The 25,981-nt window shown below is 36.1% G+C and carries 24 protein-coding genes, 1 rRNA gene and 2 pseudogenes; 15 read left to right on the top strand and 12 right to left on the bottom strand.

The genetic code is table 11. The annotated features are described in order from the left end of the window. Nucleotides 1-55: 55 nt before the first annotated feature. Nucleotides 56-256 (top strand): helix-turn-helix transcriptional regulator, encoded by a 201-nt coding sequence (locus AC1DS7_RS15295; RefSeq protein ID WP_000301182.1) that lies wholly within the window; start codon nucleotides 56-58, stop codon nucleotides 254-256. A gap of 4 nt (nucleotides 257-260) precedes the next feature. Continuing rightward, on the top strand, nucleotides 261-695 hold the full coding sequence (locus AC1DS7_RS15290) for a hypothetical protein (RefSeq protein WP_476999102.1): 435 nt from the start codon (nucleotides 261-263) through the stop codon (nucleotides 693-695). A 33-nt stretch (nucleotides 696-728) separates the two neighbouring features. On the opposite strand, the gene AC1DS7_RS15285 is transcribed toward AC1DS7_RS15290, so the two are convergent. The 8 genes and pseudogenes from AC1DS7_RS15285 to AC1DS7_RS15250 all read right to left on the bottom strand — a co-directional run. Next, complete coding sequence (locus tag AC1DS7_RS15285; RefSeq protein WP_002140412.1) at nucleotides 729-1,166, bottom strand: GNAT family N-acetyltransferase; 438 nt, start codon at nucleotides 1,164-1,166, stop codon at nucleotides 729-731. 14 nt (nucleotides 1,167-1,180) lie between these two features. Next, on the bottom strand, nucleotides 1,181-1,438 hold the full coding sequence (locus AC1DS7_RS15280) for a DUF4022 family protein (protein ID WP_080019745.1): 258 nt from the start codon (nucleotides 1,436-1,438) through the stop codon (nucleotides 1,181-1,183). Between the two features lie 53 nt (nucleotides 1,439-1,491). Next, the gene (locus AC1DS7_RS15275; RefSeq protein WP_002140414.1) at nucleotides 1,492-3,321 is read right to left on the bottom strand and encodes a monovalent cation:proton antiporter family protein; all 1,830 of its coding nucleotides are present in this window, start codon (nucleotides 3,319-3,321) and stop codon (nucleotides 1,492-1,494) included. A gap of 269 nt (nucleotides 3,322-3,590) precedes the next feature. Continuing rightward, nucleotides 3,591-3,902 carry a cytochrome aa3 quinol oxidase subunit IV gene (qoxD, locus tag AC1DS7_RS15270; protein WP_002029843.1) on the bottom strand — a complete coding sequence of 104 codons (312 nt, stop codon included), beginning with the start codon at nucleotides 3,900-3,902 and terminating at the stop codon, nucleotides 3,591-3,593. Further along, complete coding sequence (gene qoxC / locus AC1DS7_RS15265) at nucleotides 3,903-4,505, bottom strand: cytochrome aa3 quinol oxidase subunit III (protein WP_002029841.1); 603 nt, start codon at nucleotides 4,503-4,505, stop codon at nucleotides 3,903-3,905. It abuts the gene before it with no gap. 13 nt (nucleotides 4,506-4,518) lie between these two features. Continuing rightward, nucleotides 4,519-6,453, bottom strand: a complete 1,935-nt coding sequence (gene qoxB, locus AC1DS7_RS15260) for a cytochrome aa3 quinol oxidase subunit I (protein WP_002063826.1) — start codon at nucleotides 6,451-6,453, stop codon at nucleotides 4,519-4,521. Nucleotides 6,454-6,486: 33 nt separating this feature from the next. Further along, a complete protein-coding gene (locus AC1DS7_RS15255; protein ID WP_002010605.1) occupies nucleotides 6,487-7,362 on the bottom strand; it encodes a cytochrome aa3 quinol oxidase subunit II in 876 nt (291 codons plus the stop codon). 294 nt (nucleotides 7,363-7,656) lie between these two features. Further along, nucleotides 7,657-7,864: pseudogene (locus AC1DS7_RS15250) on the bottom strand (amino acid permease); the annotation flags it as partial. Between the two features lie 406 nt (nucleotides 7,865-8,270). Here AC1DS7_RS15250 and AC1DS7_RS15245 point away from each other — a divergent pair. From AC1DS7_RS15245 to AC1DS7_RS15210, 8 genes are all read left to right on the top strand, one after another. Then, nucleotides 8,271-8,981 (top strand): C39 family peptidase, encoded by a 711-nt coding sequence (locus tag AC1DS7_RS15245; protein WP_033708232.1) that lies wholly within the window; start codon nucleotides 8,271-8,273, stop codon nucleotides 8,979-8,981. Between the two features lie 129 nt (nucleotides 8,982-9,110). Further along, nucleotides 9,111-10,286: an amidohydrolase gene (locus AC1DS7_RS15240; protein ID WP_002167120.1), complete on the top strand. Its 1,176-nt coding sequence runs from the start codon at nucleotides 9,111-9,113 to the stop codon at nucleotides 10,284-10,286. A 1-nt stretch (nucleotide 10,287) separates the two neighbouring features. Continuing rightward, nucleotides 10,288-10,485 (top strand): DUF3311 domain-containing protein, encoded by a 198-nt coding sequence (locus AC1DS7_RS15235; protein WP_002029838.1) that lies wholly within the window; start codon nucleotides 10,288-10,290, stop codon nucleotides 10,483-10,485. Further along, a complete protein-coding gene (locus AC1DS7_RS15230; RefSeq protein WP_033708798.1) occupies nucleotides 10,482-11,954 on the top strand; it encodes a sodium:solute symporter family protein in 1,473 nt (490 codons plus the stop codon). The genes AC1DS7_RS15235 and AC1DS7_RS15230 overlap by 4 nt, the downstream gene beginning before the upstream one ends. Nucleotides 11,955-12,055: 101 nt before the next feature. Continuing rightward, entirely contained in the window at nucleotides 12,056-13,534 is a 1,479-nt protein-coding gene (gene gerLA, locus AC1DS7_RS15225) for a spore germination protein GerLA (RefSeq protein WP_476999101.1), read from the top strand. After that, a complete protein-coding gene (locus AC1DS7_RS15220; RefSeq protein ID WP_476999100.1) occupies nucleotides 13,535-14,659 on the top strand; it encodes an endospore germination permease in 1,125 nt (374 codons plus the stop codon). Then, nucleotides 14,643-15,809, top strand: a complete 1,167-nt coding sequence (locus AC1DS7_RS15215) for a Ger(x)C family spore germination protein (RefSeq protein WP_002125306.1) — start codon at nucleotides 14,643-14,645, stop codon at nucleotides 15,807-15,809. Before AC1DS7_RS15220 ends, AC1DS7_RS15215 begins: the two co-directional genes overlap by 17 nt. 11 nt (nucleotides 15,810-15,820) lie before the next feature. After that, the gene (locus tag AC1DS7_RS15210; RefSeq protein ID WP_002029830.1) at nucleotides 15,821-15,949 is read left to right on the top strand and encodes a hypothetical protein; all 129 of its coding nucleotides are present in this window, start codon (nucleotides 15,821-15,823) and stop codon (nucleotides 15,947-15,949) included. 63 nt (nucleotides 15,950-16,012) lie between these two features. On the opposite strand, the gene AC1DS7_RS15205 is transcribed toward AC1DS7_RS15210, so the two are convergent. The 3 genes from AC1DS7_RS15205 to AC1DS7_RS15195 are packed head-to-tail and all read right to left on the bottom strand — an operon-like array spanning nucleotide 16,013 to nucleotide 18,367. Continuing rightward, nucleotides 16,013-17,413, bottom strand: a complete 1,401-nt coding sequence (locus AC1DS7_RS15205) for a nucleoside recognition domain-containing protein (protein ID WP_002125307.1) — start codon at nucleotides 17,411-17,413, stop codon at nucleotides 16,013-16,015. After that, nucleotides 17,391-18,113, bottom strand: a complete 723-nt coding sequence (locus tag AC1DS7_RS15200) for a FeoB small GTPase domain-containing protein (protein ID WP_016101791.1) — start codon at nucleotides 18,111-18,113, stop codon at nucleotides 17,391-17,393. The genes AC1DS7_RS15205 and AC1DS7_RS15200 overlap by 23 nt, the downstream gene beginning before the upstream one ends. Beyond that, nucleotides 18,110-18,367: a FeoA family protein gene (locus AC1DS7_RS15195; protein ID WP_002090873.1), complete on the bottom strand. Its 258-nt coding sequence runs from the start codon at nucleotides 18,365-18,367 to the stop codon at nucleotides 18,110-18,112. Before AC1DS7_RS15195 ends, AC1DS7_RS15200 begins: the two co-directional genes overlap by 4 nt. A 500-nt stretch (nucleotides 18,368-18,867) precedes the next feature. Here AC1DS7_RS15195 and AC1DS7_RS15190 point away from each other — a divergent pair, with 500 nt between their 5' ends. The 4 genes and pseudogenes from AC1DS7_RS15190 to AC1DS7_RS15175 all read left to right on the top strand — a co-directional run bounded on the left by AC1DS7_RS15190 (nucleotide 18,868) and on the right by AC1DS7_RS15175 (nucleotide 22,105). Next, nucleotides 18,868-19,767 (top strand): phosphate ABC transporter substrate-binding protein PstS family protein, encoded by a 900-nt coding sequence (locus AC1DS7_RS15190; protein WP_016101790.1) that lies wholly within the window; start codon nucleotides 18,868-18,870, stop codon nucleotides 19,765-19,767. Nucleotides 19,768-19,838: 71 nt separating this feature from the next. After that, nucleotides 19,839-20,729 carry a phosphate ABC transporter permease subunit PstC gene (gene pstC / locus AC1DS7_RS15185; protein WP_016101789.1) on the top strand — a complete coding sequence of 297 codons (891 nt, stop codon included), beginning with the start codon at nucleotides 19,839-19,841 and terminating at the stop codon, nucleotides 20,727-20,729. Nucleotides 20,730-20,731: 2 nt separating this feature from the next. Then, nucleotides 20,732-21,652, top strand: coding sequence for a phosphate ABC transporter permease PstA (gene pstA, locus AC1DS7_RS15180; protein ID WP_002010630.1), 921 nt, complete (start codon nucleotides 20,732-20,734; stop codon nucleotides 21,650-21,652). Next, nucleotides 21,653-22,105: pseudogene (locus AC1DS7_RS15175) on the top strand (P-loop nucleotide/nucleoside kinase family protein). It begins immediately after the preceding gene. Nucleotides 22,106-22,154: 49 nt separating this feature from the next. On the opposite strand, the gene AC1DS7_RS15170 reads toward AC1DS7_RS15175, so the two are convergent. Continuing rightward, nucleotides 22,155-25,199, bottom strand: a complete 3,045-nt coding sequence (locus AC1DS7_RS15170; RefSeq protein ID WP_016101787.1) for an efflux RND transporter permease subunit — start codon at nucleotides 25,197-25,199, stop codon at nucleotides 22,155-22,157. A 672-nt stretch (nucleotides 25,200-25,871) separates the two neighbouring features. On the opposite strand from AC1DS7_RS15170, the gene AC1DS7_RS15165 reads away from it, so the two are divergent. After that, nucleotides 25,872-25,981 (top strand): 16S ribosomal RNA (locus AC1DS7_RS15165); the annotation flags it as partial.

Below are 25,981 nucleotides of genomic sequence, written 5' to 3'. Positions count from 1 at the left end.
TATAAATTACTTAATGGAATATATATGTTACAATAAAGGCAGAGGAGGAACATGAATGGCTGTAAGTAAAATAAAAGTCGCACGTGTTCAGTTAGATTTAACACAACAACAATTAGCAGAAAAAGTAGGCGTCACAAGGCAAACAATTAGTTTAATTGAGAAGGGGAAATACAATCCATCTTTAGATTTATGTTTGAAAATTTGTTATGCAGTAGATAAAACATTGAATGATTTGTTTTGGGAGGAAAAGGAGTGATAGGGTGAAAATCGTGAAAGATGAACGTTTAATGATTGAGGGATTAAAACATATTAGATTGGCTTTCATCTTACAAAATGTCGTCATACTAGGCATTGTTTTTTACCGTTACGTCTTGCAAGGGGCAGGGTATGAAAGTGTTTCGGATTTATTAATGGTATTTATGGGCGGGATAATAGTTATTAACTTTTTAAACTTAAAAAATTCGGTGGAAGTGTATGAGCATACAGGGGGAGTATCTCGTAGTTATTTCATGAAACTATTATTAATTCCAGTAGGGATTGTTATTGGGATTTTAGCTATTTGTATCATTGTAACACCGGATATTTCGATAAAGGAAATTGGTATAACAGGACTTATTATGTTTGTTTGCTTTTTAATTCCTAGTTTGTTTATATACATATATATGAAAAAAATAAAAAGTGAAAATGAAATATAAGAAAAGCTTTCTGCAATATGCAGAAAGCTTTTCTTATATTTCTTTATACATTACTTTATGTAGTCCTATTGGATCAATCTCGAAGATTTCACCATGCTCATAGAAGCCTAATCGTTTGTAATAATCCGCTACGGTAATTCGGGCATTACACCATAGAATATTTGCTTCGCGTTCTTGGAGGACTTGTTCAGCTTTACGGATTAAGGAGCTGCCAGCATGCTGGTTTCGGAAATTAGGTAATGTTGCCATTCCTCGTAGACGATAGTGGGTACCAGCTTGTAAATCAGGATGTATTTCTTTAGAGAAAGAGGCGATACTAACAAGTTCATCATATAAAAATGCACCTAAATGAAAGGCGTCTGTTTCGTAATCTGAATCGTATTTACAATCTTCTAATGATTGATTGGGACGCAAAACCTTTTGACGTAATAAGTATGTTTCAGATGCATCAATATGTTTCACTGTAATCATAATATCATCCTTTCTTATAATCCTTTTTCTGTTAGTTGTATAAAGAAATAGGCAGGTGCAGCGAAAAGTCCGAGTATGCTAGCAGTTCCGATAAGGAGCGAAAGCAAAAGACAAGTGTATTTGACGCCATTTGATTTTTTCCAGCCGTAACTACAAATTTCAATGCTAACACCGATGAGAATAATGGCAACGAGTACTTCCGCTAATAATAATAGAGCTAAAGTTACAATAGACATAATGTGATCCATCCCCATAATATGTGATAGTAACATTTTACCATATGGAATGGGAAAAAATGCCCCTCATTTATGTGAGGGGCGTTTTTCTACTCTAATATGTTTTTCATTGTATCAATATGTTCTTTTGAACCCGTTACAAGTAAAGTATCGCCATGCTGTAACTTCGTATCACCATGTGGTATTAATGCTTTATTACCACGGTAAATTTGAATGACCAGTACATCACCTAGAAACGGAAGGCGACGAAGTGCTAAGCCGTTATATTTATTACTTCGTAGTTCAACCTCACGCACCGTTTCATTTGCTGTTGTAATCAAGCGAACGAGACTCGGTTTATCAATAAGTGCACGTAATAAAATACGTGTAGAGTTAATAGTCGAGAATACAGCGATATGTTCTTGAGTTGCTTTTTCTTGTAGAAGGGGATCTTCTACACTTGCGATGACGTGTTCAACACCTAATTCTTTTGCGTGTTCTGCTAATAATAAGTTTTGTTCATCATCACTTGTCGCAACAACAACACGGTCTGCTTCGAAAGCTTTTTGCTCCATTAAAGATTGAATAGTAATCTCATCTAATTTTACAATAGGGAAGTCATGAGATTTCGCTTCCTCATCATTTATTTTATTTTGACGTATCATATATAGTGTTACGTCATAATCTTCACGTTTTAAATCAAGTGATAACGGAAGGGTAATTCTGCTTGCACCAATAATAGATACTTTCGGTTTTGGTGTTTCCACTTGTGGAAACATCTTTTTAAATAATATAGGTGCAAAAATACAAGTAATAACTGCACTTAAAATAAGAGATGCTGATAAACTTGGGCTAATGATGCCTAGCTTTTCACCAATTTGTGCAGCCGCAATAACTAAAGAAAGTGTTGATGTTAACAAAATAGCACTTCCGAGTACGATATTGCGTGGGTACCATTTTCGTAAGACGAGTGATGGCAACAGTTTTGAAATAAAGAGTCCCACAATTAGAATTGGGATCATTAGCATACTAGAAGGCTCGTTAAAAATAGACCATACTTCTAGATTTACACCAACCATTACGAAGAAAATAGGAATGAAGAAGCCATATCCGATGGAATCAAGTTTTTCAACCATATCTTCATTTGGTGATAATAAAGATACGAGTACACCTGCTAAAAAGGCTCCCAAAATATTTTCTGCCCCAACAGATTCAGATAATCCAACTAATATTAAGATGAGTGCGAAAACAGCTCGTGTATCAATTTGTACACTACCGGCTTTTAAGCTTTCTAGGTATGGAATATTTTTAAACCGTCTTGCGACAAAGTAAATTACAATACCAGCACCGAATAGAAGAAGTAGAAGCCACATGCTTTGGCCACTTTCGGAATTTAATCCGACGAATACAGCGAGTAAAATCATTGTAACTAAGTCTGCAATAACAGCGACTAATAAAATGATTTGCCCGATTGCGGTTTTTCCTAAGTTATTTTCTTTCAATGTTGGTACGACAACACCTAAAGAAATAGTTGAAATAATTAAAGTCATGAACATTGCATTGTCTACGAATCCTAGCCATACGAATAGTAATGATAGGGCATAAGATAAAATGAAAATAAACAAGAAGATAATGCTTGCTGCTTGGAATGTGTTCGGTTCGTTTGTCGTATTCTTTTTCCCTTTTTGTTTAAAGATCGAAAAGTCAATTTCTAAACCACTTAAAAACATTAGGAAGATAAACCCTAGTGTTGATAAGACTTGAAGCCACATGTCTGGCTCAATGATGTTAAATCCACTTTTACCTACAAAGATTCCTGCGATAATTTCTGCAACAACGACAGGAAGTGCTTTTAATTTAAAGCGCTGTAACAAAAGGGGAACGAAAAACGCGATTGCGACGACAACCATAAGTGATAGAACAGAAGAATGATGTTCCATTGCGTTCTCTCCCTTCAAATAAATATAGTAACTATTTAGCCATATAATAGGAAGAAAAGCAACGGATATGGTTTCGATTTCATAAAGAAAGAGTTTTCTTAACATTTGTCATAATAAGTATATTTTTCATGATTTTGTTGTTAATTCCGTAATGTGGATGTAATAGGGGGAGGGGATAAAGTGAAACTTTAATCAGTGGGGGTCTTACTGCTCGTTAATAGGGGATAAAAAAAGACTGCTGAGGAATCCCAGCAGTCTTTTCATGCAAATTACATTGAGAAGAAGATCCATACAGTAAGTCCAACTGTTGCAGTTGCAACGAAGAAACTGTATATCATTGTAAGAACTTGAATTCTTCCTTCTCCTTCTTTTAAGTGCATGAACATAATTAATTGTAATAACGCTTGCGCAACTGCCATTATGATGATAGTTGTTAATATCGTTGAAAGTGGCAGGTTTGTGTAAAGTGCCACGTATAACGCTAGAAACGTTAGTGCAAGCGATAAAATAAATCCGAAAACGTGTGACCATGGGAATCCGCTATGCCCATGCCCGTTTGCTTGGTTGTTATTTTGACCCATTTACGCCACCATCCCGTTCAAGTAAACTAGTGTGTAAATAAAGACCCAAACAAGATCAAGGAAATGCCAGTATAAGCTGATAATAAATACTTTACGAGCTGTAACTGGTGTTAAACCTCGTTTTAAAATTTGGATAATAACACAAGTTGCCCAGATGATACCACCTGTTACGTGGGCACCATGCGTTCCAAGAAGAACGAAGAATGCCGATAAGAAAGCACTTGTTTGAATCGTTGCACCTTCACCAACGTACAAAATGAATTCTTCAATTTCAAAGAATAGGAAGCCTGCACCTAAAAGTAAAGTCAGGATAAACCAAGCTAACATTCCTTTTTGATTGTGTTTACGCATTTCGTGAATTGCGATCCCACATGTAAAGCTACTTGTTAAAAGTAACAGTGTTTGAATTAAAAGTGTTTTAACTTCAAACAATTGCGCTGGTGTTGGGCCATCAGCCGTACGACCAGCAAGGACTAGATAAGAGGCGAAAAGTGTTGCGAACAGCATAATTTCAGCCCCAAGAAAAATCCAGAATCCTAGGATATTCAATCTGCTTTGCTCGGATTGATATTCCAAAGGTAAGCTTTTATCTAAAGCCGCCATGTCATTTCACCTCTCATGCTATATGTTCTGTTTCTTTAATTTCATCAACGCTTACGTAGTAGCCATCATCATAATCGAATGAACGATAGATTAAGCAACCTAAAATACCAATACCACCGATTGCTGCAATCCAGAACCAGCTAAATACTAATGCAAAACCTGCAAGACCGAAGAATAAAGACGCAATAATAGGCACACCAGAATTACTTGGCATGTGAATTGGTTTTAATTCATCTGCTGTTGGTGTAATTGTTTCTCCACGTTTTTTCATGAACCAGAAAGCATCAGCTTCTTTAATTTCAGGAAGTTTCGCGAAGTTGTAATGTTGTACAGGAGATTGAGTTGCCCATTCAAGTGTACGGCCGTCCCATGGATCTCCAGTTGTGTCACGCTCACCGTGACGTGCACTCCAAATTACGTTATAGCAAAGGATTAGGAAGCCAATAGCCATCATTACAGCACCAACAGATGCGATTTGGTTTAGCCAGCCCCATCCAAGACTTTCAGAGTAAGTGTACATACGACGAGTCATACCGTCTAAACCTAAGAAGTACATTGGGAAGAAACAGATGTTAAATCCGCTCATAAAGATCCAGAATGTCCATTTACCTAGGCGTTCATTTAACATATGACCTGTCATTTTTGGATACCAGTATGTGAATCCAGCAAGCATAGCGAATACTGTACCTGCGATTAATACGTAGTGGAAGTGAGCAATTAGGAAGTAGCTGTTATGGTATTGATAATCAGCTGCTGCCATTCCAAGCATAACCCCTGTAACTCCACCAACTACGAAGTTTGGAATAAATGCCAATGACCAAAGCATTGGAACTGTAAAACGAATACGTCCTTTATACAGTGTAAACAACCAGTTAAAGATCTTAACACCGGTTGGAATCGAAATCGCCATTGTCGAAATCGAGAAGAATGAGTTAACCGCTGGACCTGCACCCATAGTGAAGAAATGGTGAAGCCATACGACGAAACTTAGTAAAGAAATTGCAACCATCGAGTACACCATCGCACTGTAACCGAATAGACGTTTACGTGAGAATGTACTAATGATTTCAGAGAAAATACCGAATGCCGGTAAAATAACAATATATACTTCAGGGTGACCCCATACCCAGAATAGGTTGGCCCATAACATTGGCATACCGCCGCTCGCCATCGTAAAGAAGTGAGCATCGAATAGACGGTCAAATGTCATTAATGCAAGAGCAACTGTTAATACTGGGAAAGCGAAAATAATGATAATTGTTGTAATTAAGATTGACCAAGTAAACATTGGCATTCTCATTAATTTCATACCAGGTGTACGCATTTTTAAGATAGTAACAAGGAAGTTAATACCCGTCATCAGCGTACCGAGACCTGAAATCTGTAATGCAATTGCGTAGTAGTTATTTCCTACACCAGAAGTAAACTCTGTACCTGCCATTGGGAAGTAAGAAGTCCACCCAGCGTCTGGAGAACCACCGATTACGAAAGCGATGTTGAATAACATTGCTCCGACAAAGAATAACCAGAAACTTAAAGCATTTAAGAACGGATATGCAACGTCACGAGCACCAATTTGTAATGGTACTACAAGGTTCATTAATCCCATAACGAATGGCATTGCCATGAAAAGAATCATTACCGTACCATGTGTTGTAAAGATTCCGTTATAGTGTTCAGCGTTTAAATAAGTTGTTTCCGGGAATGTTAACTGGGCACGAATCATTAAACCATCCATACCACCACGGAATAACATTATAACGGCAGAGATAATATACATGGTCCCTATTTTTTTATGGTCAACAGTTGTCAACCACTCATCCCAAAGCCATCTCCATTTTTTGTACTTTGTTAGTACGAAAAGAATCGCTAATGTCACAAGAACGATAGAAGCGTCAGCTCCGTAAATAATCGGGTCACCTGTGACAAAAAATTCATCAAGCTTCACTGTGTTCACTCCAATCTGTTGGAATAATAGCTATTATTTTTTGTTTTTGTAGTAGTTGTAATCACAATATTCAAGTGATTTTGGATCTACATAACTTAAGTGGTGACTAGAGAACGTCATACGCCCCACTACACCAGGTTTAATAATTTCGTTATATTTCTTTTCTGATAATTTAGGGGCAGTTTCTTGTACTTCTTTTACCCACTTATCATATTTTTCTTTAGTTTTTGCTTCAACTTCGAATTCCATGTGAGTAAATCCTTCACCAGAGAAGTTCGAGCTACGACCTAGGTAAGAACCTGGTTTGTCAGCTTGTAAATATAAGTCCATGATCATGCCATCCATTGTATACTTCATACCACCAAGTTCTGGTACCCAGAAAGCATTCATTGGACCTACAGAAGTCAGTTTAAATTGAATTGGTACACCAGCTGGGATGTTTAAATAGTTAACGGTTTCAATTTTTTCCTCCGGGTAACTAAATAACCATTTCCAGTTTGCAGATGTAACATAAATTTCAACTGGTTTAATATGTTTGGACTCTTGCGGAACCTCTTCCGAAGCATAAGTTGCTTTAACTGTTGGAATCGATAATGCGATAACGATAATAACAGGAATAATTGTCCAAATGATTTCTAATAATGTGTTACCATGTTGATCAGGTGGCTCATAGTCCATATTCTCTGGTTTTTCACGATAACGAATCAAGATGACTGTAAACAAGATGAATACAATTGCGATAATTAATGACATAAGCAAGAATGACCAAACAATTAAATCATACTGTGCTTTTGCAACAGGTCCTTGCGGATTTAATACTGCGAGTTTTTTATCACAGCCACCGAGGAACAGAAGTAATGATAACGGAAGAAGCGAAGCCAACTTCCAAAATGCTTTCTTTAGTTGCACGATTGAAAATCTCCTTTCTCCTTGGATTGAAACTATGMCAATAAAACAATATAAACCTATTAATTTATAGATGGCAATAGTTTTTGTTATATTGTTAAAAAATAGACACAAATGCACGCTTTTTAAGGTGAATATCATTTGTAACTTGATAACATTGTAAACTATTTTCCAGATAAAAACGTGATTGTGGGAATTTTAAGATAAATAAAGTTATACCAACATACCCAATAAATAGAAAAAAATTATCTTATCATAAGGAAAAATACTGAATTTTTAATATATTCAGTATGTTACCTAAGTTATATTTCTTTTTTGCTCAAATGTGACAACTTTCCGAAACTTTAACTCGGTATAAAATGTAACAAATGATCATAAATGGAACCCAGCAATAAAGAGCAATTCTCTGATCTGGAATGAAAGCTAAACTAACAAATGTAAGGAAATTGAGTGAGAAAGCTACGATTTGAACTATTGGATAAAGTGGTGTGCGGTATTTTAATTCTGCTTGTTCTACTTGTTGATTCATATGTCCCTCCCCCCATATTTTTTTGTATGTTTTAACTAGATTTTATTCGGTGCTTTTAATCATTAGTGGGGGTGAAAAACATACTTGGTTTATTTTGTTGTGAACTGAGTATGTAAAGGAAAAACTAACTATGACTAAATACCTTAGAATGTTTATTAACCTAGTGAAGGAAACGCGATTCTTTCACTAGGTTAATAATTTGTTTTTCAGTAAAAAATTCTGAAAAAATATAATTTTTTCTTTCTATTTCAAACAATCGGAATTTTAAAAAGTATTTGCGAATAATAATTCACAGAATCTTTCTAGCAAACTAGTAAGAAGAAAGGTACAATGATAGGAGTTGTGCCTTTAAAATAATTGATATAATGGAGTTTGGTTTATGATGAAAAAGTTAAAATATATTTTTATTTTCGGTATTATATTTGCTGTCGTGTTCTTTTTCGAGAAAGATAAAATTATGAAAAAGGCACAAGAATTTCGGTTAGACCTTTTCTCTGAGATGAAAGAAAGTGCAATGATTACAGAGGTTCCGTTTATTAGACAGTTACCTGAATTACCTAGAGGTTGTGAAGTGACAAGTTTAACTATGCTACTACAACATAAAGGTGTACAAGTAGATAAGATGCAACTTGCTAGTGAAATTCATCGCGTTCCATTTAAACAAGATGGTTTGCATGGAAATCCGTATGAGGGATTCGTTGGAAATATTTACACGAAAGCTGAGCCGGGATACGGTGTATATAATCAACCGATTTTTAATTTAGCAGAAAAGTATGTTCCTGAAAAAGTAATTAATTTAACGGGTAGAGACGTGCAAGATCTATATAAAGTAATTAGTTCTGGTTCTCCAGTATGGGTAATTATTAATACAACGTTTAAACCATTAGCCGAAAGTAGTTTTGAAACATGGAATACGAGTTCAGGTAAAGTGAAAATTACATATTATGAGCATAGTGTTGTAGTAATTGGATATGATCAAAACTTTGTATACGTAAATGATCCTCTTGCAAACAATCCACGAAAAGCTGTTCCTCGTGCTGAATTTGAAAAGGCATGGGAGCAAATGGGGAAACAAGCAATTACTATTTTATAAAATGAAAAGTCATCTTGAGATGGCTTTTTCTTTTTGAATATTCATTATAGAAAATTCTGAAAATTCTTTCAGAAGTTAACGATTCACGCTATAATAACATTTAACTTGGTAAAGAAGGGGAGAAGAGAAATGGATGTCGCAAAGGAACTTGTTTTATCAAAGAATCAGTTGATTGAGTGGAGAAGGCATTTTCATAAGTATCCAGAGTTATCTTTTCAAGAGGAAAAAACATCTCAATTTGTATTCGACATACTTCGGGAAATCCCGTATTTAGAAGTCTCAAGGCCTACTAAATATAGTGTAATGGCAAGGTTAATTGGTAGGCAGCCTGGTAAAACTATCGCGGTTCGTGCTGATATGGATGCTCTTCCTATTCATGAAGAAAATAAGTTTGATTTTATTTCTATATATCCAGGTGTGATGCATGCGTGTGGTCACGATGGTCACATGGCAATATTGCTTGGTGTAGTACATAAGTTGGTAGAGGAAAGAGAGAAAGTTAAAGGAGAGATTCGCTTTTTATTTCAACATGCAGAAGAAAACTTTCCAGGCGGTGCAGAGGAAATGGTCGCAGCGGGAGTGATGACAGGTGTGGATTACATTATTGGTGCTCATCTTTGGGCGTCATTAGAGGTTGGAAAAGTAGGTGTAATTTATGGTCCTGCGATGGCGGCGCCGGACGTTTTTAAAATTACGATAGAGGGAAAAGGTGGACATGCTGGAATTCCGCATGAAACAGTTGATAGTATCGCCATTGGTGCGCAAGTAGTTTCGCAAATTCAGCAAATTGTATCTCGCCTCACGAATCCGTTAGATTCTCTCGTAGTATCTGTTACGCAATTTCATTCTGGGACAACTCATAATGTTATCCCGGAACAAGCGGAGATTGAAGGGACAGTGAGAAGTTTAAGGCATGAATTAAGAGAAGAAACAAAGAAGAAGCTTGAAAGGATTGTAAAACATATTACAGAATCCTACGGTGCTAAGTATACATTTTCTTATGAATATGGATATCGCCCAGTTGTGAACGATTATGAAGTTACAGAGCTTATTGAACATACAGCATTACAGCTGTATGGAAGAGAAAGAGTTGTTCGTTTACAGCCAACGATGGCAGGGGAAGATTTTTCAGCATTTTTACAAAAGGCACCAGGGACGTTCTTTTTTATAGGGGCAGGAAATGAAGAGAAGGGAATTATATATCCGCATCATCACCCTCGTTTTACAATTGACGAAGACGCATTACCAATTGGAGTGGAAGTCTTTGTATCATCCATTATGAATTTTATAAGTAAAGGAGAATGAGATGAAAAAAATACACGTGCTAGCACTTATTCCAGTTCTTTGTTTAGTAGTTGGACCAGTATTTGCAAATTCGGTCACTCCTTACGTATGGGGGATGCCATTTTTATTATTTTGGGTACTATTATCAGTGCTCATTACGTCTCTTTGTATGGGTCTTGTGTACGTATTCGATCCTGCTAATAAGGGGGACGTAAAATGACTGCATTATTTATCATTATTATATTTTTGTTTCTCGCACTATTTTTAGGAATTCGGGCACAACATGGAAAAGATATGAATTTAGAACAATGGTCAGTTGGAGGAAGAGGATTTGGAACTATTTTCGTTTTTCTCCTTATGGCAGGGGAAATTTATACGACGTTCACATTTTTAGGAGGAAGTGGCTGGGCTTATAGTAAAGGAGCTCCTACATTTTATATTTTAGGGTATGGTGCATTAGCTTATATTTTATCGTATTTCTTATTGCCTCCAATTTGGAAGTATGCAAAAGAACATAACCTCATTTCACAATCAGATTTCTTTGCGAAGAAATACAGGAGTAAGACGCTTGGGGTAATTGTTTCAATTATTGGTGTTATTTCGATTATCCCGTATCTTGTTTTGCAATTAAAGGGATTAGGAATTATCGTTTCGGAAGCTTCCTATGGAAGAGTGACACCTGTTATTGCGGTATGGATTGGTGCTATTGTTATAACTATTTATGTAATGGTTTCAGGTATACATGGATCGGCTTGGACAGCTGCTTTGAAGGACATTATGATACTATTTATCGTTATGTTTTTAGGTATATATTTACCGTATCACTATTACGGAGGATTTCAACCGATGTTTGAAGCTGTAGAAGCTGCAAAACCAGGTTTGTTATCTTTACCTGAAAAGGGAATGAGTATTTCTTGGTTTGTTTCTACTATTATATTAACGGCTCTCGGTTTTTATATGTGGCCTCATACATTTGCCTCAGCTTTCTCAGCGAAAAGTGAAAAAGTATTTAGGAAAAATGCAGCAATTATGCCTCTCTATTCTTTAGTTTTGCTTTTTGTGTTCTTTGCAGGTTTTGCTGCTATTTTACAAGTTCCAGGGTTAAAGGGAGCGGATGTAGACCTTTCATTATTCCGTCTTGCTCTTCAAACTTTTGATCCATGGTTTATTGGGATTATTGGTAGTGCGGGGGTATTAACAGCACTAGTTCCCGGTTCCATGCTTGTTATGGCGGCATCTACGTTGTTAGCAAAAAATATTTACCGAACAATGGTGCCATCTGCTTCAGATAGACAAGTTGCAAAAGTAGCTAAGTTATTTGTACCTGTTGTAACGCTTGTTGCAGTATTGTTTACATTTAAAGGGGGAGAAACGATAGGGGCTCTTCTTTTAATGGGGTACAGTATAGTTACGCAACTTTTCCCTGCACTTGTATGTAGTTTGTTTCCACGTCAAATTATTACGAAGCAAGGAGCGATTGCAGGAATGGGGATTGGGTTGTTAATTGTCGCATATATTACCTTATCTGGTTCAACTATAGCTACGATGTTTCCGAGTTTTCCGCAATATATAAAAGATTTAAATGTAGGTATAGTCGCATTGTTAATGAATATGATTGTGATGTTTATCGTTAGTGGATTCACAAGAAATGTATCTGTAAAGACCGACAATATAATAGTAGAAAAGTAATTCGTATGTTAGAGCTATCTTCGAAAAGAGATAGCTCTTTTTTGTATATATTTTCTTCTATTAGCGGAATCTAACTAAAAACTTGTTGAAAAGGAAGTTAGGTGGGGAAATTGTTAGAGCTAAAAGGTAACTTGTTTGAAGTTATGAAGGAAATTAGAGATGAGTTAGGTTCACCTAATGATTTAACAATTAGAGAAGTTGCTCTTGCTGGTAGTTTTACACGTTGTGCGGTTGTTTTCTTATGTGGATTGACAGATAAGGATAATGTTTATAAATATGTAGTTCGTACACTTCAATATGAAGAAATACCAAATGAAGCAGCTGTGGTTCAGATATTATTGGATCGTTTTATTTCTATTGCAGAAGTCGGTATGAAGACGACTTTTCCAGATATTATAAATGCGATTTTAGCAGGAGATACAGTCATATTAATTGATAATATTCAAACGGCTATTGTTGTTAACAGTAGGGCTTGGGAGAAAAGAAGTCTAGAACCGCCAGTGACAGAAGATTTAATTCGTGGACCGAGGGTTGGGTTAAATGAAGATATTAATGTGAATAAAATGTTAATTCGCCGTGGTTTACGCGATCCGAAGTTACGGTTTCAATCTTATATTATGGGGAAGCGATCGCAGAAAGAAGTAACCCTAGTATATATAGAGGATATTATTAACCCTTATATCGTAAACGAGCTAGATCGGCGTCTTCAATCAATAGTGACAGATGTCATTTTTGAGACAGGAACGATTGAGCAATTAATTCAAGATAATAATTTATCGCCGTTTCCGCAGTTTTTAAATACAGAAAGACCAGATAATATAGTGGCTGCATTGGCGAAAGGGAAAGCGGCCATTTTAGTAGATGGGTCACCATTTGCTCTTATAGCTCCACTAGTATTTGTTGATATTTTTCAATCTGTAGAAGATCATTATGAGCGTTGGGTAATTGGAACGTTATTAAGAATATTACGTATGGGATCAGGTATCGCTGCTGTTTTATTACCTGCCATGTACGTAGCGCTTGTGTCGTATCATCAAGGGCTTATTCCATCTAAACTAGCTTATTCCATTGCGGGAGCGAGAGAAGGGGTGCCGTTTCCTGCTTATATAGAAACGTTAATGATGGCATTAACGATGGAATTAATACGAGAAGCCGGGATTAGGCTTCCGAAACCGATGGGACAAACAATTGGCATCGTAGGCGGTCTTGTAATTGGAGAAGCGGCAGTAAATGCGGGGATTGTAAATCCGTTTTTAGTAATTATTATTGCGGTTACCGCAATTGCTACATTTTCACTTCCTGTATATAGCATTACGATTACATTTCGAATTTTACTTTTCGTCTTCGTGTTAGCTGCAACTGCTTTTGGGTTATACGGAATCATTTTAGCTCTTATTGCACTGGCGATCCATATTACAAATTTAAAGAGTGTTGGGGTACCGTATACAACACCTATTGCTCCTGCTTTTTATAAAGATTGGGAAGAAGAATTGGTTCGCCTACCAAAATCAATGTTAAAAGAGAGACCAGAATATTTACAAACGAAAGACTCTACACTACGTCCAAAGGAGCGAGAGTAATTGAAACCATTTGAATATGGGGATGAAGAAATTGGATCTCGGGAACTTGGTTTTGCGGTATCGTCAACAATTATCGGTATAGGTGCATTATCTATGCCTCGAGATATTGCTGACCAAACTTTATTTTCGGATGGTTGGATTATTTTGCTTTTGGGTGGATTGATATGTGCGGTTTTAGGTTGGTTTGTAACGAGGATAGCTATTTTATTCCCAAAACAAAACTTTGTTCAATATACAAGTGCACATTTGACGAAGCCTGTTGCATACACAATTAGTAGCATTTTAGTATTAACATTTGCTGCTTTGACCGCATATGAATCGCGAATGATTGCAATTATTTCACAAACATATTTATTTAGTGATACACCAATACAGCTACTCTCTTTCTTCTTCTTATTAGTTGTTATTTATGGAGTAGCAGGATCGAGAGCGGCTTTAGTAAGGTTAAATGTTCTATTCTTACCTATCGTGTTCATTGCGATAGTGTTGCTTTCTTTATTGAATGTGAATTTAATGGAAATAAACAATTTACTACCAGCTTTTCAAACGAACGCAAGTCAATATGCTGTAGGAGTTAAAAATTCCATTTTCACATTTATCGGATTTGAGGTAGCTCTGTTTTATGCTGTGATGTTGAACGATAAGACAGCGAAAAAAGCGCCAATGGCAGTTGCAAAAGCAGTGATGGTAAATGTGCTGTCATACATTTTAATTTATGTAACTTGTATTAGCGTTTTTTCGTATATGACAACCCGTGGATTGACGTATCCAACAATTGAATTGGGTAAAGAAATTGAAATTGGTGGAGGTTTTTTAGAAAGATTTGATGCCATTTTTTTTACTACTTGGATTATTACTATTTATAACACTACAGCAATGTATTATGACGTCGCATCTTTATTATTTTGTGCTATGTTTCCGAAAGTGAAGAAACACGTATTTATTTTTGTGAGTGCTCCTATTATTTTTATGGTGAATATGATACCTGGCAATTCGAATGATTTATCAAGTTATGGGACTTATTTAGCTTGGATAGATATGGGGTTTGTTGTCTCAGCACCTTTGCTAGTTTTTATTGTATATAAAATAAAAAGAAGGAATGGTGGAAATGAAACACCTTCTTAAAATTATAATAATTATGTTTTTAGCTGGATCTATTAGTGGGTGCTCTGAGCTGGAGGAGATAGAAGAAAGGGGATTTGTAGTAGGGGCGGCTTACGATATCGTGAAGGAAAAACAATCGAATCCAATTATGAAAGGGACGTATCAGATGGTGCTCCCAAGTAAATTGTCGCAACAAGGTGGACAAGGGGATGGAGATAGCGAAAATTATATTAATGTTAGTGCGAAAGCAGATAGTGTCTTTGAGCAAATACGAATTATCGCTAAAAAAATTAGTCGCTCATTATTCTTTCCGCATATACAAGTGATAATTTTTTCTAAAGATTTACTAGCGAATCCATATGTTTTACAAAATACGTTAGATGTATATATTCGCGATCATGAAATGAGAAGAAATATTCGTTTGTTCGTTTCTAAGAAAAATGCAGAAGCTATTTTAAAGCAGAGTGCCAAGCCTGAAAATTTGCCAGCGCAGTATATTGATATGTTAGCTGAGCATCCTCCGAAAAATGCTCAAATGATTGAAGCTGCAAGAATTGGTGAGGTACAGCAAAAAATGATTGCTAACCAAAGTTTCGTATTACCTATTCTCGAACTAACAAAGCAGGGGGTACAAATGAACGGGGCAGCGTTGTTTCGTGGAAAAGATAATAAGTGTGTAGGCAGTTTGAATGGAGAAGAAACATTAGGAATGAATTATGTAATAGGTAAAAAAATTGGAGGGTTCTATACTATCCGTAAACAAGGTCAGCTTGTTACATACGAAATTCATAAGATGCACCGAAAGATTAAAGTATCTACGGAAAATGCTACAAAACCGAAGTTTGATATCCATTTATCTTTGGAAGGGACCTTAGCAGAGTTGCATTTTAGTGATCATAAACAAATTATGAATGAAAAGCGATTAAAGAAAACCATTGCGGAGGAAATGGAGAAGCGTATCCAAAAATCGATTAAGCTTGTTCAAAAAAAATATAAGGTAGATGTATTAGCGTTAGGAGAAGTATATAAGCGGCATAATTATAAAGAATGGAAGAAGATAGATAAGAATTGGGATCAAGGTGAAAAATACTTTAGTAATGCTGAAATTACTGTTCATGTTCATCCAACGATTGCACATTCAGGTTCAGCTTTACCGAAGAGAGTGAAATAAGGTGATGTAAGTTGTTTACTGGATTGGGAATTAGTTGCACGATATTAATGGCGGTTCTTCCGGGAGCCATATACTTCATTCATAAAAAAATTACAACGTATGGAGCGCAGCCGTGGAAAGAAAAAAAGAAACCTGAATAATTTCAGGTTTCTTTTGCGCAAAGCATATGTGAAGGGGGATACCTTCTATGTATGCTTTGTTTTTTATACAAGTCCTAACCAATGTACCAATTGTGTAGAGAGGAATGTAACAACAATGGCAATAACAGTAGGGATTGCGAACGATAAGAATGTCCATTTTGCACTTTTTGTTTCTTTATATATGTTAACTAGTGTTGTTCCACATGGGAAATGAAGAAGAGAGAACAACATTGTGTTTAACGCGGTTAACCAAGTCCAACCGTGTTCTAAGAATAGATTTTTAATTTGATTAAAATCATCTATTTCAGTTAAAGCACCAGTTGATAAGTAAGACATTAATAAAATCGGAATAACAATTTCATTAGCTGGTAGTCCAAGAATAAACGCTGCTAGAATAAATCCGTCAAGTCCTAACATTTTAGCAAATGGATCTAGGAAGTTTACAAAATACATAAGTAAGCTTGTGTCACCGATGAAAATATTAGCAAGTAACCAAGTTAATGCAGCTGCAGGGGCAGCTACAACTACAGCTCGTTTTAAAACATATATTGATTTATCGAGTGTTGCGCGTACAATTGTATTCCAAACTTTTGGCTTACGGTACGGTGGTAACTCAAGTGTGTAGTGAGTCGGAACACCTTTTAAAGCTGTTTTTGATAGTACCCAAGAAACGGTTAATGTCATAATGACACCAATTACAACCATTCCAACTACAACGCCAGCAGTAACAAGTGTTTGCATACTACCTGTATAACCAGCAGCCATAAATAATGAAGCCATTAAAATTAACATAGGCCAGCGACCGTTACAAGGAACGAAGTTGTTTGTTAAGATTGCAAGCATACGTTCACGTGGTGATTCAATAATACGTGTTGACATGATGGCAGCTGCATTACAACCGAATCCCATTGCCATTGTTAAAGATTGCTTGCCATGTGCACCAGATCGTTTGAATAAGCGGTCCATGTTAAATGCGACACGTGGTAAATATCCGTAGTTTTCTAATAGCGCGAACATAGGGAAAAAGATTGCCATAGGTGGTAACATAACGCTAATAACAGCACCGATACCGCGGAATAAACCAAGTATTAAAATGCCATGTAACCATTCAGGTGCATGCATTGCTTGGAACCAAGATGTTAAATATCCTTCTACCCAGCCAAAGAACTTAGCGATCATATCAGAAGGTACGTTAGCGCCTGCAATTGTGAGATAAAAAATAATAGATAAAATACCGAGCATAATTGGGAATCCCCAGATTGGAGATGTGAAAATTTTATCTAGCTTTTCGGAACGATACAATTTATCGGTATTTGTATATTGGACAGCTTCTTTACATATACTTGCGGAGGTTCGATAAATATCTCCGACAATATCATCTCGTATATCTTCTTTTGAAAGTGTTTGTGCATGTTGAACAATATAGTCCAGCGGAAGAGCTTTACTGGCTGAGTGAGATTCCATTTATTATGACCTCCCTTACAAGTGGTTCGTTATGATGTTTTTGAAGTGCAGTTAAGAAATTTTTATCTCCATCTAAAATACGTAACGCAATCCAACGTGCTGGATACGTATTGCCGAACACTTTATAAATTTGTGGTTCTAATTCTTGAATCATATTTTCGATTTTTTCATTATAAGTAATTTTAATTGGTGTTGGAATGAGTTTTTTATTTGCTACTTTAGCGATGACATTTAGCAAATGACCAATGCCTACTCGGTTGCGAGCAGAAATCTTCACTACAGGTACACCGAGTGATTTTGCTAATTTCTTTTCGTCAATAATGATTCCTTTTTTCTCCGCTTCATCAATTAAGTTAATACAAATGACCACATCGTTTGTCATTTCCATCACTTGGAGTGCTAAATTTAAATTTCTTTCCATTGCAGTTGCATCTATAACAACTACAGTTACTTCTGGTTTTTCAAATATAATATAATCTCGTGCTACTTCTTCATCTGCCGAATTTGAATACAGTGAGTAAGTTCCAGGTAAATCTATTATTGTATATATATTTCCGCCATGCTTATATTCCCCTTCAGCCTTTAAAACAGTTTTCCCCGTCCAGTTTCCAGTATGTTGTTTTAAGCCTGTTAAAGTATTAAATAATGTACTTTTCCCGGTATTCGGGTTACCAGCTAACGCAATGCGATGGTTACTCATCTGAAATCATCTCCTATTAATACCCCGAAAATAAGGGAGCTTTCTTCACTACGCAGTGCAATAGTTGTGTTGCTTACTTGATAAGCGACTGGGTCTCCAAGTGGGCTGCGTTGTAATACTTTAATTGTCGCTCCAGGAAAAAAGCCTAAATCTAATAAACGTCGTTTCATAGTTCCTTCTAATTGTATCTTCTCAATTTGTACAAATTCCCCTGTTCTGAATTCGGAAAGGGGTTTAGTATTAGCCGATACCATAAAAGTTACCTCATCTCTATATTTTTAGTTTTAGTTTAAAAAGTTTCCTTAGGTAAACTTTTTGATACTAATATAGTAGACTACATTTAATGATGCTGTCAATTAGTACTTTAAAAATATTCAAATATTTTTAGAATTGTTCCAATTTATTTAGTTGTACCGAAAAATATTACTGGAATTCTTCTTAAAGTCAGAGTGTAAAAGCTTAAAAATATAGGGGAATTGTAAATGTAGTTTTAACCTAAAGGGAAAAATACAGAAAATCATTTACATTGAATTTACATTGTTAAGATTAAATTTACAATACTACGTGTTTAGTGTGGGTTTTGTTGGCTTTTTCAACTGTAAATGTTGGAATGTCTAGCTTTTAGGGGATGTTATCTCTATTTACTTAAACTTAAAAATTGCTTAACACTCACATAATATTGTTGTCCTACAATGAATTTGTGTTCGAAAGAAGATGAATTCGAAAAGTGATAATCCAAATGGGGGTACAAGACATGGTTATGAAAAAGGGTATTAAATTTTCTTTAGCGGCTTTAGTTGTTGCAGGTGCATTAGTTGGATGTGGAAAAGCAGAAAGTACGGATAATAAGGAAGCTACTAAAGGTAGCGATGCAAAACAAGAATTATCAGGTACGATTGCAGCGGCTGGCTCTACAGCTCTTCAACCTCTTGCGGAGGAAGCTGGAAAGAAATTCATGGAGAAAAATTCAAAAGTTTCTATTCAAGTTCAAGGTGGCGGTAGTGGAACTGGGATTAACCAAGTAGCATCTGGTGCAGTACAAATTGGTAACTCAGATGTTCCAGCTGGAGATAAAATAAAAGATGCTGAAAAAGCAAAAGAATTAGTAGATAACAAAGTTGCGGGTATCGCATTCGCACTTGTCGTAAATAAAGATGTAAAAGTTGATAACTTAACAGTAAAACAAGTGCAAGATATCTTCACTGGAAAAGTAACGAATTGGAAAGAAGTAGGCGGGAAAGATGAAAAAATCAATGTAATTAACCGACCAGCTTCATCTGGTACACGTGCTACTTTTGAAAAGACAGTGATGAAAGACGCGAAGATTAATGATGGAACTGGTACAACACAAGATTCTAATGGTGCTGTAGAGCAAGCGATTAACTCTACTCCAGGTTCAGTTAGTTACTTAGCAATGTCTTACATGGTTGGTGAGAAAAAAGGTGCGTTACAAACGGTTAAAATTGATGGATCTGAACCGAAAGTTGAAAACATCTCTGCTGGTAAATATCCATTCTGGTCTTACGAGTACATGGTAACTAAAGGTGAGGCAAAAGAAGCGACAAAAGCTTACATTGATTATGTAAAAGGTAAAGATTTCGAAAAACAAGTAGAAGATATGGGTTACATCCCAATGTCTAAATTAGATAAGTAATAAAATTTTATGGGGCTGGCTGCAAGGCCAGTCCTGTTCAATGCAATCTATGAAGTGGGGTCTGTCCTGTGATGAAGGGGAAAAAACAAATTAATTACGTAAAGAGTGAATATATAGGTAGATCACTTGTTACGTTTTGCGGTATCTTTATTGTTTTTATTACATTAGCTATTATTGCGTTTATTTGCGGCAAAGGCATTCAATCTTTCACGCAAAGTGGTATCTCATTTTCTGAGGTGTTAACTTCGATGAAATGGAATCCAAATGCTGATCAAGGTACGTATGGTGCTGTCATCTTTATTGTCGGTTCGACGCTTGTGTCGTTAGGTGCTGTTGTCATTAGTGCACCAATTGCTATAGCTCTTGCTATATTCATGAATTTAATTTCGCCGAAGTTTGGGAATAAAGTATTAAAGCCTGTTTTAGAATTATTAGTTGGTATTCCATCAGTTGTATACGGATTATTAGGGGTTACGATCTTGGTTCCTCTATTACGGGATTCGTTCGGTGGAGTGGGATTTAGTTTAATTGCGGGTATTATTGTCCTGAGTATTATGATTTTACCTACTATTGCTAGTATTGCCTCTGATGCAATACGCTCTGTTCCGTTTGATTACTTGGAAGCTTCTTACGGTCTAGGATCGACGAAATGGCAAGCGATTAGCCGAGTTATTGTTCCTGCTGCAAAACAAGGAATTTTAACAGGTATAGTTTTAGGGTTAGCGCGTGCTTTTGGTGAAGCGTTAGCGGTTCAAATGGTAATCGGGAACACGATTAAATTACCGGAAGGAATATATAGTCCAACAGCAACGTTAACAGGTATTCTGACAATGGATATGACGAATACATTGAACGGAACAGCTTGGAACAATGCGCTATGGACGTTAGCAATGATTTTACTTGTTATTTCATTCCTGTTTATTTTAGTAATTCGAGCGATTGGTCAAAGAGGTGAGCGATAATAATGAATGCAAGAACGGTAAATAAAGTTTGGACAGGTATCTTTTATGGGGTTGCAGCTTTAGTTGTAGCTTTGCTAGCTTTTTTAATGTACGAAATTCTGCAAAAGGGATGGGGATTTTGGGATCCTAGTTTCTTATTCGGAGAACCAAGCAATACAAGAGCTGGTGGGGGAATTGGTCCACAGTTATTCAATTCTTTCTACATGCTTGTTATAACACTTATTATATCTATTCCTCTTGGACTAGGGGCTGGAATATATTTAGCGGAGTATGCAAAACAAGGTCGTTTTTTAAGTTTTGTTCGTTTATGTATTGAAACAATGGCGTCTTTACCTTCTATTGTTGTTGGACTATTTGGCTTATTAGTATTTGTTACCATGACAGGCTGGGGATATACAGTAATGGGTGGAGCTCTTGCTTTAACTATTTTGAATTTACCTGGTTTAACACGTGTTTGTGAAAATGCGATTTCTGAAGTTCCTCATAATGTAAAAGAGGCGAGTCTTGGACTAGGTGCAACGAAATGGCAAACAATTGCCCGCATCATTATCCCGTCTTCGTTACCACAAATCATTACAGGTATTATTTTAGCGGCAGGCCGTATATTCGGTGAAGCTGCGGCGTTAATTTATACAGCGGGTTTAACATCACCTATTTTAAATTCAGCAGCGGACTTCTCGAGCCCCTCGCATCCTTTAAATCCATTTAGACCAGCTGAAACGTTAGCTGTTCACATTTGGAAATTAAACTCTGAAGGGATTATCCCGGATGCGAAGTTAATTGCAACAAAATCTGCAGCTGTATTAATTATTATGGTATTACTCTTTAATATCATTTCTCGTTTCGTAGCATCTGTATTACACAAGCGTTTTACAGGAGCGAAAAAAAGTCGTAAAACGACGAAGAAGGTAAAAGCGGCATAAATGTCCGTAAAAGAACTCTCTGTTTATAAACAGGGAGTTTTTTACGGACATTTATTAAAATCATTAACGGTAAGAGGGAGTGAATCGACAGTTGTTGGGGGAGTCTCCTATGATATTGAGTGGAAACTGATAGGTTTTTTGTTGGAACAAGAACATAGTGTTATATTAGATAGCCCATGTCTCTATGAGGGGATGCTTGAAAAGGAATAGGTTTATGTCGGAAGTATGGGGCTACATATAAATATATTGAATGTTATCTTAATAATATAGAAGAAATTAATCATAGGTTACAAACGCGTGAACATAAGATAAGTCAATAGAATCAGGAGTAGCGTTTGAAAAAAGTGGCTAGATGACAGTAAAAGGCTTTTAAATGATGAATATCTTCTTGTAGATTCTGGTAAGCCACTAGAGCGATATACGAAAAAAGTACTGGATTATATCGATAGGTAGGGAATTCTAAAAGGCGTTATCTTCAATTATGAAGATAACGCCTTTTAGTTTAAATATCAGGTGTTTCTGTAGAAGTGCTTATTTTTCTGCGGGAGCGTCTTTTTCTCCCGATTTTATCTAATAGTTCATACATAACGGGAACGACTACTAATGTAAGAACGGTTGAGACTGCCAAACCACCGATTACAACGACGGCCAGACTTTTCGATACCATACTTCCTGCTTGAGATTGCCCGAAGAGGAGTGGTAGCATAGCGACGATTGTTGTTATAGCTGTCATAATAATTGGGCGTAATCTAGTAGATCCTGCTTCTAGTAAGGCTTCTCTAGTTTCCATACCGTTTTCCCGATTTTGTTGCACTCTTTCTATTAATACAATAGCATTTGTAACGACAATCCCGATTAACATTAATGCGCCGATTAATGAATTTACGTCAACAGGTGTTCTTGAAATGATTAATCCTAAAATACCGCCGACAGCAGCTAATGGTAAAGAAAATAAAATCGCGAAAGGAGCACGTGCTTGCCCGAATGTGATAACCATAATTAAATATACAATCCCGATTGCGATACCCATAATTTTGAATAAATCTGTGAAGTTCTCTTGCATAGATTCAGTAGCACCTGCGATATTTACTTTTGCTCCGGTAGGTAAATCTAAGTCGGCTATAGCTTTGTTTACTTCTGCGCTTACTTTACTTAAATCTTCACTTGAAGCTTCTGCAGTAATTTGAATCGTTTCTTTCCCATCTTTATGGAAGATTTCCGTTTGAAGTTGTTTTTCTGAAATAGTTGCAATGTCTTTTAAAGGAATTGGTCCGTTAATAGGTGATAGTATGTTTGTGCTTAAAATATCTTCTTGTTTGTTAATAGATGCCTTTTTATGTTCTATCATAATAGTTGTTTTTTCATTATTGATTGAGATTTCCCCAAGAGGAGATTTCTTCATAAGGAATGATACTTGTTGTGCTACTAATTCTGGTGTTAAACCATGTTGTTCCGCTTTTGTTTGATCGATATGAATTTGCCATTCTTTTTTAGAGTCTTCTATATTTGTTTTTACTTTAGAGAGATCGTCCATACCTTTTAGTTTTGTTTCGACGATGTTAGCGGCCTTTTTTAAATTTGTTTCGTTAGTAGCGGTTACGTTAAATTGTAAGTTGTTTCCGCCTCCGGAATCAGAGTAACTCGTTTTTATATAATCAAGTTCAGCTGGTTCGAAAGCTGTATGATCCTTTTTTAATTCTTTAATATATTGGTCGATGTCAGATCCTTTTTTAAAGACTACAAATATAGTTGCAAGATTGTTTTGAGTTGTCTGTCCCCATTGTGCATCTTCTGCGCTAGATCCCATTCGCAAAATAACATCTGTTACATCAGAATTAGAGAGGAGTTTCTTTTCGAAATCAAAGGCTTTTTGTTTTTTAGCTTCAGAATCATAATCACCTGGAAATGTCATGTTAACGGAAAGCATTGTATCGTCCTCAGACTTTATGTTCGCTTTCGGAAGTAGTATGTAGGCTGCAATTGATCCTGCAAATAATAAAAAAGAAGTGAGTAGAATGATAAACTTATGAGAAAGAGCCCACTTTAATGTAGCGACATATCGCGGTGAAGAATGTGAATTGCGACGTTTTGTTTTTTTGAGCAGTAAAAAAGCCATAAGTGGAACGACTGTTAATGCCACAATTAAGGAAGACAGTATAGAATACACAACTGCTAACACCATAGGTAACATTAGTTTTCCGATTACTCCCGATACGAGACCGATAGGTAAAAAAACGGCGACTGTCGTTAAAGTAGAAGAGGTAATTGCGACGGCGACCTCTTTTGTTGCATCGAGAATAATATCTTTAGAGAAAGATTCTTTTTGTAAACGACGGAAAATATTCTCGATGACAACGATACTATCATCGACGAGACGTCCAACTGCAACGGCTAAGCCACCAAGAGTTAGAATGTTAAGTGTGATGTTAGATTGATGGAGTAAAAATAGTGTTAATAAAATAGATAATGGAATACTAATGACAGCGATGAGTGTTGTTCTGAAGCTGCGTAAAAAGATTAAGATAATGAGAGTTGCAGCAATTGCCCCAAGGATTACTTCTTTTCCCATACTAGTAACAGCATTTTCAACTTGCTCATGAGTTGAAGCTAAAAGTTTAATAGAGAATTGATCTTTATATTGCTTGCTTATATCTTTAATCTTTTTATCAATCTCTTTTCCGATTGCAACCGCATTTTTACTCGGCTCTTTCATGATGATTAATCCTGTTCCTTCTTCCCCGTTTATGTGCGAGATTGTATCGTAATGTTGTTTTAATTCAATTTGAGCAACATCTTGTAATTTTACTTGAGGTGTAATGGTGATGTTCTTTATGTCATTTACATTTTTTATATCCCCGATGACACGAAGATTGTATTCTGCCTTATTAACGGTAATTGCTCCGGCTGGAGTGGAAGTTTCTTTTCCTTGTAAAACTGTTAATACTTGCTGTGATGTTACGTTTTTATCTTTTAGTTGGTTAGGATCAAGTACGATGGATAATTCGGAAGTTGATTTTCCGAAAAACATAACATTGGCAACACCATCAATGCTTTCGAGTTGTGGTACGATTTCTTTCTCAATTTGTTTTTCGTCAGCTTTTGAAAATCCGTTTTGCTTCTGGATGGTAATTTGAGCGAGTGGAATCATAGAAGTGTTTAATTGGCTAACAACAGGTTTAGTTACATCTTTAGGTAATTTAATCGTATTAATTGTTTTTTCGACTTCGCGTGCCGCGTCTTTCATATTTGCCTTGGATGTATATGCAATGTCGATGCGTGATAATCCTTCATGTGTGGAAGAAGTGATGCCATCGATATGTTCTAAATTACGAAATTGTTTTTCAAGGGGATCAGTTACGTCCTTGGTCATCGTTTCAGCATCGAGCCCTTGAGATAATGTCGTAACAGTTATTGCAGGGTTATCGATGCTTGGTAAAAATTCCATAGGTAATTTAGAGCCGGAATAAACACCGAGTATGGAAATGAGAAAAACCATGATAATAATAGCGGCTCGGTTTTTTAATGAAAATTTTGTTAACCTATCCATAAAATAATTCCTCCATTAGTTTATTTATAGTTTTGTGGGCACTTTCTTACTATATAACAAAAATTGGATATCTTTCATTAATTAAATGTAAAAAAATTCTAACAATAATCTTAAGTTAATATTTCGAGGGGAAGTTTGTTATTTGTGGAAGCAAAATTCCTGATTGGAGAGAAAAATCAGGAATTAAAGTTTTGCTCTAGTATAGTGGCCTCGTTTTTTGTTACTCTACATTTAAATGATTATTTGTCCTTCTTAAGCAGAACTATGGTAATTATAAAATTAAAAAAGGAGAAGACTAAAGGTTAGGAAGTTATTGTGAAATACTGCCTGGTTGATGATAGTGTATAGTAACTTGTATACAATCAAAATGAATGTTTTTAGTAGAAAGGATAAGGGTTCTTTCTATAGAAGAAAGTAGGATAGATAACTTTTTGTATTTTTTTATAAAAAATACTTGTTATTTAAAAACCATGATGGTATATTAATAAACGTCGCTGATGCGGAAACGCAGAAAACGACAAAAAAGAAATTCAAAAACATAGTTGACATCGAAAAATGAAGATGTTAATATGATGAAGTCGCTTYTGAAGCGGCAGACAAGTTCTTTGAAAACTGAACGAAACAAACAACGTGAACGTCAATTTTTATTTTTAGATGCTAGACAAACTAACTTTATTGGAGAGTTTGATCCTGGCTCAGGATGAACGCTGGCGGCGTGCCTAATACATGCAAGTCGAGCGAATGGATTAAGAGCTTGCTCTTATGAARTTAGCGGCGGACGG

The organism is Bacillus sp. P4_E1, assembly GCF_056401715.1.
The sequence above is the reverse complement of the archived record's forward strand: the minus strand, read 5'-3'. Positions and strand labels throughout refer to the sequence as shown.

Bases quoted from the DNA above. Each gene is read 5' to 3' on its own strand.
- AC1DS7_RS15195 (WP_002090873.1), bottom strand. From the start codon at position 18,367: ATGGTATCGGCTAATACTAAACCCCTTTCCGAATTCAGAACAGGGGAA.
- AC1DS7_RS15205 (WP_002125307.1), bottom strand. From the start codon at position 17,413: ATGGAATCTCACTCAGCCAGTAAAGCTCTTCCGCTGGACTATATTGTT.
- pstA (WP_002010630.1), top strand. From the start codon at position 20,732: ATGAATGCAAGAACGGTAAATAAAGTTTGGACAGGTATCTTTTATGGG.
- AC1DS7_RS15295 (WP_000301182.1), top strand. From the start codon at position 56: ATGGCTGTAAGTAAAATAAAAGTCGCACGTGTTCAGTTAGATTTAACA.
- AC1DS7_RS15170 (WP_016101787.1), bottom strand. From the start codon at position 25,199: ATGGATAGGTTAACAAAATTTTCATTAAAAAACCGAGCCGCTATTATT.
- AC1DS7_RS15190 (WP_016101790.1), top strand. From the start codon at position 18,868: ATGGTTATGAAAAAGGGTATTAAATTTTCTTTAGCGGCTTTAGTTGTT.
- AC1DS7_RS15240 (WP_002167120.1), top strand. From the start codon at position 9,111: ATGGATGTCGCAAAGGAACTTGTTTTATCAAAGAATCAGTTGATTGAG.
- pstC (WP_016101789.1), top strand. From the start codon at position 19,839: ATGAAGGGGAAAAAACAAATTAATTACGTAAAGAGTGAATATATAGGT.
- qoxC (WP_002029841.1), bottom strand. From the start codon at position 4,505: ATGGCGGCTTTAGATAAAAGCTTACCTTTGGAATATCAATCCGAGCAA.
- AC1DS7_RS15280 (WP_080019745.1), bottom strand. From the start codon at position 1,438: ATGTTACTATCACATATTATGGGGATGGATCACATTATGTCTATTGTA.
- AC1DS7_RS15285 (WP_002140412.1), bottom strand. From the start codon at position 1,166: ATGATTACAGTGAAACATATTGATGCATCTGAAACATACTTATTACGT.
- AC1DS7_RS15235 (WP_002029838.1), top strand. From the start codon at position 10,288: ATGAAAAAAATACACGTGCTAGCACTTATTCCAGTTCTTTGTTTAGTA.
- qoxD (WP_002029843.1), bottom strand. From the start codon at position 3,902: ATGGGTCAAAATAACAACCAAGCAAACGGGCATGGGCATAGCGGATTC.
- AC1DS7_RS15230 (WP_033708798.1), top strand. From the start codon at position 10,482: ATGACTGCATTATTTATCATTATTATATTTTTGTTTCTCGCACTATTT.
- AC1DS7_RS15200 (WP_016101791.1), bottom strand. From the start codon at position 18,113: ATGAGTAACCATCGCATTGCGTTAGCTGGTAACCCGAATACCGGGAAA.
- AC1DS7_RS15245 (WP_033708232.1), top strand. From the start codon at position 8,271: ATGAAAAAGTTAAAATATATTTTTATTTTCGGTATTATATTTGCTGTC.
- AC1DS7_RS15215 (WP_002125306.1), top strand. From the start codon at position 14,643: ATGAAACACCTTCTTAAAATTATAATAATTATGTTTTTAGCTGGATCT.
- AC1DS7_RS15275 (WP_002140414.1), bottom strand. From the start codon at position 3,321: ATGGAACATCATTCTTCTGTTCTATCACTTATGGTTGTCGTCGCAATC.